Annotated in this window: 9 protein-coding genes and 2 tRNA genes; 4 read left to right on the forward strand and 7 right to left on the reverse strand. The window is 67.6% G+C overall.

All coding sequences use genetic code 11. The annotated features are described in order from the left end of the window. Positions 1-40: 40 nt before the first annotated feature. The 3 genes from VGF12_RS21135 (at position 41) to VGF12_RS21145 (ending at position 5,769) form a co-directional block, all read left to right on the forward strand. Entirely contained in the window at positions 41-1,081 is a 1,041-nt protein-coding gene (locus tag VGF12_RS21135) for an efflux RND transporter periplasmic adaptor subunit (RefSeq protein WP_331178024.1), read from the forward strand. Next, entirely contained in the window at positions 1,081-4,293 is a 3,213-nt protein-coding gene (locus VGF12_RS21140; RefSeq protein WP_331178025.1) for an efflux RND transporter permease subunit, read from the forward strand. Before VGF12_RS21135 ends, VGF12_RS21140 begins: the two co-directional genes overlap by 1 nt. A gap of 297 nt (positions 4,294-4,590) precedes the next feature. After that, positions 4,591-5,769 (forward strand): response regulator, encoded by a 1,179-nt coding sequence (locus tag VGF12_RS21145; RefSeq protein ID WP_331178026.1) that lies wholly within the window; start codon positions 4,591-4,593, stop codon positions 5,767-5,769. A 138-nt stretch (positions 5,770-5,907) separates the two neighbouring features. Here the strand turns inward: VGF12_RS21145 and VGF12_RS21150 are convergent. The 6 genes from VGF12_RS21150 to VGF12_RS21175 all read right to left on the reverse strand — a co-directional run bounded on the left by VGF12_RS21150 (position 5,908) and on the right by VGF12_RS21175 (position 9,152). After that, positions 5,908-5,982, reverse strand: a tRNA-Val gene (locus VGF12_RS21150). An 89-nt stretch (positions 5,983-6,071) separates the two neighbouring features. After that, positions 6,072-6,146, reverse strand: a tRNA-Val gene (locus tag VGF12_RS21155). Positions 6,147-6,177: 31 nt separating this feature from the next. Continuing rightward, positions 6,178-6,906, reverse strand: coding sequence for a DNA polymerase III subunit epsilon (dnaQ, locus tag VGF12_RS21160; RefSeq protein ID WP_331178027.1), 729 nt, complete (start codon positions 6,904-6,906; stop codon positions 6,178-6,180). Between the two features lie 5 nt (positions 6,907-6,911). Next, a complete protein-coding gene (gene lgt, locus VGF12_RS21165; protein WP_331178028.1) occupies positions 6,912-7,721 on the reverse strand; it encodes a prolipoprotein diacylglyceryl transferase in 810 nt (269 codons plus the stop codon). Between the two features lie 68 nt (positions 7,722-7,789). Beyond that, positions 7,790-8,767 (reverse strand): tetratricopeptide repeat protein, encoded by a 978-nt coding sequence (locus VGF12_RS21170; RefSeq protein WP_331178029.1) that lies wholly within the window; start codon positions 8,765-8,767, stop codon positions 7,790-7,792. Positions 8,768-8,891: 124 nt separating this feature from the next. Further along, the gene (locus tag VGF12_RS21175) at positions 8,892-9,152 is read right to left on the reverse strand and encodes a TIGR04438 family Trp-rich protein (protein ID WP_331178030.1); all 261 of its coding nucleotides are present in this window, start codon (positions 9,150-9,152) and stop codon (positions 8,892-8,894) included. 68 nt (positions 9,153-9,220) lie between these two features. Here VGF12_RS21175 and VGF12_RS21180 point away from each other — a divergent pair, with 68 nt between their 5' ends. Then, the gene (locus VGF12_RS21180) at positions 9,221-9,520 is read left to right on the forward strand and encodes a c-type cytochrome (protein WP_331178031.1); all 300 of its coding nucleotides are present in this window, start codon (positions 9,221-9,223) and stop codon (positions 9,518-9,520) included. 241 nt (positions 9,521-9,761) lie between these two features. Here VGF12_RS21180 and acs read toward each other — a convergent pair whose 3' ends face one another. Then, entirely contained in the window at positions 9,762-11,723 is a 1,962-nt protein-coding gene (gene acs / locus VGF12_RS21185) for an acetate--CoA ligase (protein ID WP_331178032.1), read from the reverse strand. Positions 11,724-11,782: the final 59 nt, after the last annotated feature.

An 11,782-nucleotide genomic window follows, 5' to 3' on the forward strand; every position in this document is an offset into this window, starting at 1 on the left:
ATAGATCATCAAGCACGAAAGATCACGTTCAGGAGTCCGCATGTCCCGCCGGTCCCACGTCCTGTCACTCGCCATCCTGGCCCTGATGGCGGGCCTCCTTCCGACCGTCAGCCCAGCGGCTGACCCACTGGCAACCTGGACGGTGGCGCATGCCGCCCCTCCCGGGCTGGGCAGTCACGACGGCACCGTCGAAGCCGTGCGCCAGACAGTGGTTTCGGCGCAGGTTGCCGGCGCCGTGGTAGCCCTGCCGGTGAAAGCGGGCGACCGGGTGAGGACCGGCCAGTTGCTGGCCCGGCTGGACGCCCGTGCGGCCGAGCAACAGGCCGGTGCGGCCGCGGCCCAGGTGGAGGCCGCGCGCGCCGTTCAGCAGGCCGCCACGTTGGAAATGCAGCGTCAGCGCCAGCTCTTTGCCAGCCGCTTCATCAGCCAGGCGGCACTGGACCAGGCCGAAGCCCAGTTCAAATCCACCACGGCGCAGGCGAATGCCCAGATGGCCGCGGCGCAGGCCGCGCGCACCGAGACCGGGTACTTTCTCGTCAAGGCGCCCTACGACGCCGTGGTCGCCGAGGTGAGCGTCATGCCGGGTGACATGGCGCTGCCCGGCCGGGCCCTCGTCACGCTGTTCGACCCGTCGGCGTTGCGCCTGGCCGTGGCCGTGCCGGAGTCGTCGGCCGGTCTGCTCAGGAGCCGGCTCGCGACGCCCGTGGCGGTCGAGCTCACCGGGCGGCGCGTCATGGCGGCGCGCTGGGAAGTACTGCCGGCGGCCGACCCGCTGACACACACGGTCACGGTGCGCATCGAACTGCCGGCCGGCAGCGGTGCTGCGCCCGGTGGCTTCGCGCGGGCGTGGCTGCCGGTTGCCCCCGAAGGCAGCGAGACGCAGCGTGTCTTCATTCCCAGCCGGGCCCTCGTGCAGCGCGCGGAACTCAAGGGCGTCTACGTCGTCAGCACCGACGACCGCCCGATGCTTCGCCAGGTGCGCACCGGGCCGGTCAGCGGCGACCAGACCGAAGTGCTGACCGGTCTCAAGGCCGGTGAACGCATCGCCCTGGATCCGCAAGCTGCGGCGCGGAGGCTGTGATGGCTCTCGGCCTGTCCGGGCGCATTGCCCGCTTCTTTCAATCGGCCCAGATCACGCCGCTGCTGGCCCTGGTGGCCCTCCTCCTGGGGGCGTTCGCCGTGCTGGTCACGCCGCGCGAGGAGGAGCCGCAGATCAACGTGACCATGGCCAATGTGCTGGTTCCGTTCCCTGGTGCCGCCGTGCAGGACGTGGAGCAGATGGTGGCGACGCCGGCCGAGCAGGTGCTTTCGCAGATGGCCGGCGTCGAGCATGTGATGAGCGTGTCGCGCCCGGGGCTGGCGGTATTGACCGTGCAGTTCAAGGTCGGCGTGCCGCGCACCGAAGCGCTCGTGCGGCTGTACGACACCGTCCAGTCCCATGCCGACTGGCTGCCTCAAGGACTCGGGGTGGCGGCACCGCTGGTGAAGCCCAAGGGCATTGACGACGTGCCCATCGTCACGTTGACGTTGCACGCCAAGGACGCCGAGACGGGGGCCTTCGACCTGGAGCGAATCGCCCACAGCCTGGAGGCCGACCTCAAGCGCGTTCCCGGCACCCGCACGGTGACGACGCTAGGGGGCCCGGGCCGTGCGATTCGAGTGGAACTGGACCCGGCCCGCCTGGCCGCCGCAGGCCTCGGCGTGGCCGAGCTGCGCCAGGCCCTGCAGTCCGCCAACAGCGGTGCCGCCGCGGGCCAGTTGCTGTCAGGTGACCGTGCCGTGGACGTCGAGGCCGGCCCTTATCTGCGCGACGCCCGCGAACTGAGTCAACTGGTGGTCGGCGCCCGCAATGGCCGACCGGTCTATCTCGGCGACGTGGCCCAGGTGGTGGATGGTCCGCTGCCGCCGCAGCGCTACGTCTGGCACGGCGCCGGGGGCGCCGAAGTCCCGGCCGTGACCCTGGCCATCACGAAGAAGCCCGGCGAGAACGCCATTCAGGTCGCCGATGCCGTCATGCGGCGCGTGGCGGGGCTGAGCAACACCGTGATCCCGCAGGGCGTGGAAGTGGCGCAGACCCGCAACTACGGCGCCTCGGCCAACGACAAGGCGATGAAGCTGATCCAGAAGCTGATGTTCGCCACGGCCTCCGTGATCGCCCTTGTCTTCATCGCTCTGGGGCGGCGCGAGGCGGCCATCGTCGGCAGCGCGGTGGTCCTGACGCTGACCGTCACGCTGTTCGCCTCCTGGGCCTGGGGCTTCACGTTGAACCGCGTGTCGCTGTTCGCGCTGATCTTCTCCATTGGCATCCTGGTGGACGACGCCATCGTCGTGGTGGAGAACATCCACCGCCACCGAGCACTGCATCCCGGCAAGTCCTTGGCCGAGCTGATCCCTGGCGCGGTGGACGAGGTGGGAGGCCCCACCATCCTGGCGACCCTCACCGTCATCGCGGCCTTGCTGCCCATGGCCTTCGTGTCGGGCCTGATGGGGCCCTACATGAGCCCCATCCCCATCAACGCCAGCATGGGCATGCTGCTGTCGCTGGCCATCGCCTTCGTCGTCACGCCCTGGCTGGCTCGGTTGTGGCTCGGGCGCACGGGTCAGGGCAGCGATGCCAGCCATGGTCTGGCGGCGCGGCTGGGGCCGCTGTTCGAACGGGTATTCCGCCCGTTGCTGGACGATGCCGCCGGCGCGCGCAACCGGCGGTGGCTGGGGGTCGGCGTGGCCGGACTGATCACCGTCTCGCTCGCCCTGCCGGCGCTGGGCCTCGTGGTGCTGAAGATGCTGCCCTTCGACAACAAGTCGGAGTTCCAGGTCATCGTCGACATGCCGGCGGGCACGCCGCTGGAGCGCACGGCAGCGGTGCTTCGAGAACTGGCGGCTTACGTGGCCCGCCAACCCGAGGTGACCGACTACCAGGCCTATGCCGGCACCGCCGCCCCCATCAACTTCAATGGCCTGGTGCGCCAGTACGACCTGCGCGCTGGCGGTGAGGTGGGGGACCTCCAGGTCAACCTCGTCGACAAGCACCACCGCAGCGCGCAGAGCCACGCCATTGCCACGCGACTTCGTCCGGCGCTGCAGGAGATCGGCCGCCGCCACGGCGCCAACGTGAAGGTGGTCGAAGTGCCGCCCGGCCCGCCGGTGCAGTCGCCCATCGTGGCCGAGATATACGGCCCGGATGTGCAAGGCCGCCGTGAGGTGGCCCGACAGGTGCGCCAGGTCTTCGAACAGACGCCGGGGATCGTCGACGTGGACGATTCCGGCATCGCGGCGGCGCCCAGGAAGCTGTTGCTGGTGGACCGCCGCAAGGCGGCGCTGCTGGGCGTGCCCCAGGCCGCCGTGGTCTCGACGATCGCCGCCGGTCTCGGGGGCGAGGCCGTGACGTGGCTGCACGACGGTAGCAAGTACCCCGCCAGTGCCTGGCTGCAGCTGCCGGCCGAACGCCAGGGCGATCTCGATGCACTGCTGCAGCTCGGCGTGCGCAGCGCCGCCGGCGCCCTCGTGCCGTTGCGGGAACTGGTCGAGGTGAGCGATGGCCTGCGCGAGCAGCCCGTCTTCCACAAGGACGGCCTGCCGGTGCACTTCGTCGTGGGCGACATGGCCGGCGCGCTGGACAGCCCGCTCTACGGCATGTTCAGGATGCGCGACGCGCTGTCCCGGATCGTCACACCCGGCGGCGGCGTGCTGGCCGAGGCCTTCATCCAGGCGCCCGAGGATGCCTGGCGCGACTACACACTGAAGTGGGACGGCGAGTGGCAGATCACCTACGAGACCTTCCGGGACATGGGGGCAGCCTACGCGGTGGGCCTGGTGCTGATCTACCTGCTGGTGGTCGCGCAGTTCGGCTCCTACGTGACGCCGCTCATCATCATGGCGCCCATCCCGCTGACGCTGGTGGGCGTGATGCCGGGGCATGCGTTGCTGGGTGCGCAGTTCACCGCCACCAGCATGATCGGCATGATTGCGCTGGCGGGCATCATCGTGCGCAATTCCATCCTGCTGGTGGACTTCATCCGCCTGGAGGTGGCACAAGGGCGCCCGCTGAAGGAGGCTGTCGTGCATTCGGCCGCCACGCGTGCGCAGCCCATCGTGCTGACCGGCCTGGCCGCCATGCTCGGCGCCTTCTTCATCCTCGACGACCCCATCTTCAACGGCCTGGCGATCTCGCTGATCTTCGGCATCCTGGTCAGCACGTTGCTGACGCTGGTCGTCATTCCCCTCCTGTACTACGTGGCATACCGCCACGAGACGCCCACATCCCCGCCATCTCAAGCCACGCGTACCCCATGAGGTACCGGCACATCGGGCGCCGGCTCGCATCCTGAACACGGCCGCCGTGAATATCCACAGCCGCGAGAAGGCGGCGGATTCGCGCCTATTGGCCGCAGAAGCAGCTGTTTGTGTAGAACAGTAAGCGTTGGCCACATCTGGAAACGATGCGGCAACCACTTTGGATCTACGCTGAAGGCCAGTAGCAAATGTGGGCCCATGGAGTTTTCAGAGCTTTTCACGCAGAGTGCACGCGACGTCCTGCCGCATGCCCGCAAAAAGGGGTTGGTCACGTATTTCGACTGTCGTGGACCTCGCGTGGCGCTCGACGATCCCGGGCCGTACCTGAGGGCTGGCATCCACCGCGTCCTGCTGGGCATCGTCGACTGCTTCGAATCGGGCTTCGTCATGTTCAGCGCGGAGATCGAACCGCCGGTCTTCGGCCGCTGCAAGATCATCATCCATGCCGCAGGGACAGGGTCCAGCCGATCGGGCGACGTGATGGGCGTGCTGCACCGCCTGCAGTTGGTCCCCGAGGAAGCCGCTGTCGAGCAGAGCAAGGTTGAACATGCCGCAGGTGAGTGTCCTGCCACGGGTGGATCGGTCCAGTTCGTAGACGCAGGCGATAACGGCCTTGTGATCTCCTTGAGCGGCGAGGTGGCCGCGCAAGAACTTCCGTCCGAGCACACGCCCGACGCAGCCGGCTCGGTGGCCTGGCTGGTCAGTCCGCTGCCCGGTGCACTGGACTCGGTCGAGGCCCGCTTGCGCCAGTTGGGCTGGCACGTCGTCTCGTTCGGGCAGCTTGAGGACGCCATGGCGGCAATGTCTGCCGCCCAGGCCCCCGTGCTGATGATCGTCACGGAGCATGCCGGTCACGAAGTGTTCCTGCTCGAACAGATCGTGCACGCGTTGCCCAGCCTGTGGGCAGTGCTTGCCGTGGTCTCCGGCTCTGAGAGCCTGAACGCAAGGGGCAGTTCCACCGTCGACATCCGGGTGCTGCCGCTCAGCCCGCTGGAACTGGAACGTTTCACCGCGCACGTCGACACCCGGACGTCGACGGCCCTCTCACGGCTGACGTCCCCGGCACCGCTGTACGCCCAGGAAAGCCGGCGCGTGCTCGTCGTCGACGACAACGTCGTGAACCAGATCGTGGCGCGAGGACAGCTCGAAGCGCTGGGCTATGAGGTGGTCGTCGCCGGCGACGGCATCGAGGCGCTCGATTCCTGCTGCGACGAGCCGCCCGACATGGTCCTGATGGACGTTGACATGCCTTTAATGGACGGCCTGGAAGCCAGCGAGCACCTGAGGACCTTGCAGCGCATCGGCACCCTGCCGCCCTTCCCCATCGTGGCCGCCACCAGCGGTGACACAGAGCTGCGCCGCAGCGCCTGCCTGAATGCCGGCATGGATGGCTATCTCAACAAGCCCATGGACCTTCGGGCTCTGGCCGAGGAACTGCACCGGGTCCTGCCAGGGCGTCCTCTCTCGGCGCAGTGAGGCAGCAAGGGCTGCCTCCCAGGCGGCCAGCGGGGTGCAACGAACTCCGCGTGGGTGGTCGGTGTCACCCGCAGACTGCTTTCGAGGGGCGCAAAAAACAAAACCCGGCTGACGCCGGGTTCTTGCTGAGTCCTTGATTGGTGGGCGGTGCAGGTTTCGAACCTGCGACCCCCACAGTGTGAATGTGGTGCTCTACCCCTGAGCTAACCGCCCAATCAAAAACTCGTTCTGGCCTGCTTTCGGCCATCCCGCTGAGTCGCGCATTCAGGATTCACCGCAAGTCCCTGGGTCGCAAAGACTCTTGGTGGGCGGTGCAGGGTTCGAACCTGCGACCCCTGCCGTGTGAAGGCAGTGCTCTACCGCTGAGCTAACCGCCCTGAATGTGCCCGACTTCCGGGAAGCCCGCGATTATGCCACGGGTTGCGCTGGTTCCAACACACGCCACTTGCAGCTTCCGCCTGCTGCCTTGTCGAGATCGACGAGCAGCTTGGCATGCGCCGCCGCTTCCGCCTCGCTGGCACGCAGCACGGGCAACTCGAAACGGCTCAGGTCGATGGCCTCGACCGCGGCATGGCTGTCGCCACCCGCCGCATCGCCGTGGTCGTCCATCAACAGCGCGTCCTGGCCGCGCGTCAGACGGATGTAGACGTCGGCTAGCAACTCGGCGTCCAGCAGCGCGCCGTGCAGCACGCGCTTGGTGTTGTCCACCTCCAGGCGGCGGCACAAGGCATCCAGCGAGTTGGCCTTGCCGGGGAAGAGGTCTCGCGCCATCAGCAACGTGTCGCGCACACCGGCGACGTGGTCGGTGAGGACGCCACGCTTCAAGCGCTTCAGCTCGGCGTTGATGAAGCCGATGTCGAAGGGCGCGTTGTGGATGACGAGCTCGGCGCCGGCCAGGAAGGCGAGGAGCTGGTCGACGATCTCGGCGAACTTGGGCTTGTCCGACAGGAAGTCTTCGGTCAGCCCGTGCACCCGCAGCGCATCCTCGTGGCTGGCGCGCTCGGGGTTGATGTACAGGTGCAGGTTGTTGCCGGTGAGCTGGCGGTTGACCATCTCGACGCAGCCGACCTCGATGATGCGGTCGCCCTTGTCGGCCTCCAGGCCGGTGGTTTCGGTGTCGAAGAAGATCTGTCTCATGTCGCTCAGGCGGGCCGCTGGTTGCGCCGGGTCGCCCAGGCAAAGATCGCCGCGCCGACCAGGATCATCGGCAGGCTCAGCCACTGGCCCTGGCTCCAGTTCAGCGCGCGCAGGCCGAGGAAGTCGTCGGGCTCGCGGAAGTATTCCGCCACGAAGCGCAGCGCGCCGTACCCCATCATGAAGACGCCCGAGATCTGCCCGGTTGCACGCGGCTTGCGGGCGTACAGCCACAGCACGATGAAGAGCAGCAGGCCTTCCCCGGCTGCCTGGTAGAGCTGGGACGGGTGGCGCGCGATGCCGCCATCGTTGGCCTGCGGGAAGACCATCGCCCACGGCAGATCAGCCGGTGCCGGCCGCCCCCACAGCTCACCGTTGATGAAGTTGCCCAGGCGCACCGCCATGATGCCCGTCGGCACGCAGGGCGCGATCAGGTCCGACACCTCGAAGAAGCTGCGCCCGCGCTTGCGGCCGAACAGCCACAGGCCCAGCAGCACGCCCAGCAGGCCGCCGTGGAAGGACATGCCGCCCTTCCAGACCTGCAGGATCTCCGGCAGGTGATGGATGTAGTAGTCGGGCTTGTAGAAGAAGCAGTAGCCCAGGCGCCCGCCCAGCACGACGCCGAGCACGCCATAAAAGAGGACATCGTCGACATCCTGCTTCGTCCAGCCCACGGCCGCATGTTGGGGCATGCGCGCGCGCCGCGTCGCCAGCCACAGGAACAGGCCGAAGGCGATCAGGTAGGTGATGCCGTACCAATGCACGGCCAGGGGGCCGACCTCGATGGCGATGGGGTTGAACTGCGGGTGAACCAGCATGGCTCGAGACGGAGTGGCGGAAGCGCGCGCATCATAGCCAGCGCCCTCCCCGCACGCTCCGACGCAGGTCAGGCCAGGCTGGCCAGCAGCTTCTTCGCGTCCTCGAGATTGCGCGGGCTGGCGCGCTTGTTCTGCACGAAGCGCTCCAGCGCGGCCTTGGCGCCCGCCTTGTCGCCCTTGGCGATCAGTGCCTGACCCACACGATGGTCCAGCGGGTAGCGGTCGGCACCGTCCAAGGCCCGGCAGCGCTCCAGGAGACGCAGCGCCTCGTCGGGTTGCTGGGTTTCCAGCGCAACGCGGGCCAGGCCATAAGGGCCGGCGGCGTGCTGAGGATTGTCGCGCTGCACCGTCTCGAAGACCGTCTTGGCCTTGGCCAACGACTTCTGCTCCACCAACTCCGCGCCCAGGCGCATCCAGCCGTTGCGCAGCTCGCGCTGCAGCGTACGGTCGTCGCCGGCCTTCACGGCGCTCAATTCGCGTTCGGCGCCGCCCCAGTCCTTGTCCTGGGCAGCGACGAGGAAGCGCACCAGCTTGGCCTGTTCAGGCTGGCGCGCCTCGCCGGCCAGCTCCCTGGCCTTGGCCACGCTGCCGCCGGCAAAGCCCGGCGCGATCAGATAGAACTGCGCTAGCGCACTGCGCGCCTCGAAGAGCAAGGGATCCTGCGCCACGGCCTTCACGAATTGATCCTTGGTCTTGCTCGCCAGGCCGGGCATCTTGAAGACGCTGGCCGTCATCGCCTGCTGACCGTAGACGCGGCCCAGGGCGTAGCTGCAGATGGCTTGCGGGCGCTTGTCGGCGCAGGCCAGCAGCGCGGGCAGGCTCGCTTCCAGGCGCACGGCGTCGTTGTCGTCGACGGCGGCCATGGCCAGGGCTACGGCCGCCTGGTCATCGTCCGGCTGGGCCTTGGCGCGGGCTTGAGCGGCGCGGTCCAGCTCGGCCGTCTTGCCGGCGTCCAGCCAGGACTGCCATTGCGTATCTTTGAGCAGGTCGGCCTGGGCTGCGCCGGCACACAGGGCCAGCGCGAGGGGGATCAAACGCAGATGCATGCGGGAAGTCTCCTGAAGGGCGCACCTTGAACGCGCCCGGCCAACATGCCGATGCCTGGGTTTTCCCGCCGTGACTTCAGGCAGGGGCTCCCCATGCCGGAGCCGGCAAACCAGCCGCCGGCCGTCAGCGCTTCTTCTTGGCACCCGGCTTCAGCTGACCAAGTGCTTCCATCTGCTGCTCGCGCCGGGCGGCCTTGCGCTCGTCCAGCACCTGCATGGCCTTGCGCTGGGTCCGGCCCGATGAGTCGGCCCAGGCCCACCACAACACCGCCAGCGCGAAGGGCGACAGCACGATGACCCACGCCCAGAAATCGTCCTTGTGGAACTGGACCCAGCCGCCCAGACGCAACACGATCAAGAGCACGCCGATCAATACGAAACCCATGCGGGCTCTCCTTCAGGTATTTCAGGTATCTTTATGGTCACTGTAGTCCACCGCCTCGAAAGGTAAGCATGAAGAATGTCCTGATCCTGAGTCTCGCCCTCATCGCCCCCGCCGCCTTTGCCAACCAGGAACTGGCGCAGAAGAAGAACTGCATGGCCTGCCACGCGCTGGACAAGAAGCTCGTCGGCCCCGCCTACAAGGAAGTGGCTGCCAAGTACGGCAAGGACAAGGACGCCTACAAGAAGCTCGCCGAGAAGATCCAAAAGGGTGGCTCCGGCGCCTGGGGCCCGGTGCCGATGCCGGCCAATCCGCAAGTCAGCGCGGCCGAAGCCGAGACGCTGGCCAAGTGGGTGCTGACCGTCAAGTGAAGTTCCTCGCCCGCCCCGCGCCAGCCGCCGGACGGGCGCCTGCTGCGCACATCGCGGCAGGCTCGTGACACCGCGACCGCAGGGTTTAGACGGTCAAACGCACCTGCAGAAACGCAGGCCCACTTCCGTCACCCGCTGGCCCATGCCAGGTCAGGCTTCGCCGGAAGGCCTGGGCCATGCCCCCTGAACGAACAAAGGCCCGCTTTCGCGGGCCTTTGCATGGGTGCAGCTCGTGGGCGGGTCAGTACGCCTGACCCAGCTGCTCCAGGATCGCGGGATTCTCCAGCGTGGAAGTGTCCTGGGTGACCGATTCGCCCTTGGCCACCGACCTCAGCAGCCGCCGCATGATCTTGCCGGAGCGGGTCTTGGGCAGGTTGTCGCCGAAGCGGATGTCCTTGGGCTTGGCGATGGGGCCGATCTCCTTGGCCACGTGGTCGCGCAACTGCTTGGCAATCGCCTTGGCTTCGTCGCCGCTGGGGCGCGGACGCTTGAGCACGACGAAGGCGCAGATGGCCTCGCCGGTCGTGTCGTCCGGGCGGCCCACGACCGCCGCTTCGGCCACCAGGTCGGTGCAGCCGACCAGCGCCGATTCGATCTCCATCGTCCCCATGCGATGGCCCGACACGTTGAGCACGTCGTCGATGCGGCCGGTGATCGTGAAGTAGCCGGTCTCCGCATCGCGGATGGCGCCGTCGCCGGCCAGGTAGTAGCCCTTGAGCTCGGCCGGGTAGTAGCTCTTCTTGAAGCGCTCCGGGTCGCCGTAGATCGTACGGATCATCGAGGGCCACGGCTTCTTGACGACCAGGATGCCGCCCTGGCCGTTGGGCACGTCGTTGCCGGTCTCATCGACGATGGCCGCCGTGATGCCCGGGAAGGGCAGCGTGCACGAGCCCGGCACCAGCGTCGTCACACCAGGCAGCGGCGTGATCATGTGGCCGCCGGTCTCGGTCTGCCAGAAGGTGTCGACGATGGGGCAGCGACGGCCGCCGACATGCTCGTGGTACCACTCCCACGCGGCCGGGTTGATGGGCTCGCCCACCGAACCGAGCAGCCGCAGGCTGGAGAGGTCGTAGTTCTTCGGATGCACGGCGGCATTGGTCTCCGCCGCCTTGATCAGGGAACGGATCGCCGTGGGCGCCGTGTAGAAGATCGTGACCTTGTGCTTCTGGATCATCTGCCAGAAGCGGCCGGCGTCCGGATAGGTGGGCACGCCTTCGAAGACGATCTCGGTGCCGCCCAGCGCCAGCGGGCCGTAGGTGATGTAGCTGTGGCCCGTGACCCAGCCGATGTCGGCCGTGCACCAGAACACATCGCTGTCCTTCAGGTCGAAGGTCCACTTGGTGGTCAGCGCAGCGTGCAGCAGATAGCCGCCGCTGCTGTGCTGCACGCCCTTGGGCTTGCCGGTGGAGCCGGACGTGTACAGCAGGAACAGCGGATGTTCGGCCTCGACCCACTCGGGCGGGCAGTGGGTGGACTCGGCGGCCATCAGGTCGTGCAGCCACAGGTCGCGCCCCTCGATCCAGCCGATCTTGCCGCCGGTGCGCTTGTAGACGATGACGTCGCGCAGCGTCGGGCACGAGCCGCCCTCCAGTGCCTCGTCCACGATGGCCTTAAGCGGCAGCGACTTGCCGCCGCGTTGCTGCTCGTCGGCGCAGATCAGCGCCACGGCACCGGCGTCCTGGACGCGGTCGCGCAGCGACTGAGCCGAGAAGCCGCCGAAGACGACGGAATGCGTGGCGCCGATGCGAGCACAGGCCTGCATGGCCACGACGCCCTCGACGGACATGGGCATGTAGATGACGACGCGATCGCCCTTCTGGATGCCGCGCGCCTTCAGCGCATTGGCCAGTTGGCTGACCTTGTCGAGCAGCTCGGCGTAGCTGACGTTCGTGACGGTGCCGTCGTCGGCCTCGAAGATCAGTGCCGTCTTGCCACCCTTGCCGGCCTCGACATGGCGATCCAGGCAGTTGTACGAGACGTTGAGCTTGCCGTCCTCGAACCACTTGAAGAACGGCGCATCGCTGTCGTTCAGCGTCTTGGTGAAAGGCGTCTGCCAGCTCAGCAGTTCACGGGCCAGGCGGGCCCAGTAGCCGGCGTAGTCCTTCTCGGCCTCCGCCACCAACGCCGCATAGCCAGCCTCGCCCTTCACGTGGGCGTTGGCGAGCCACTCGGGGCTGGGCGGATAGGTATTCAGCGTGCTCATGGCGTTGTCTCCTCGATTAGCTTGGCGCGGACTGTGCTTGGTACGACTGACGAAGTCCT

Origin of the sequence: Roseateles sp., assembly GCF_036404855.1 — a bacterium.
Classification (GTDB): domain Bacteria; phylum Pseudomonadota; class Gammaproteobacteria; order Burkholderiales; family Burkholderiaceae_C; genus Pelomonas.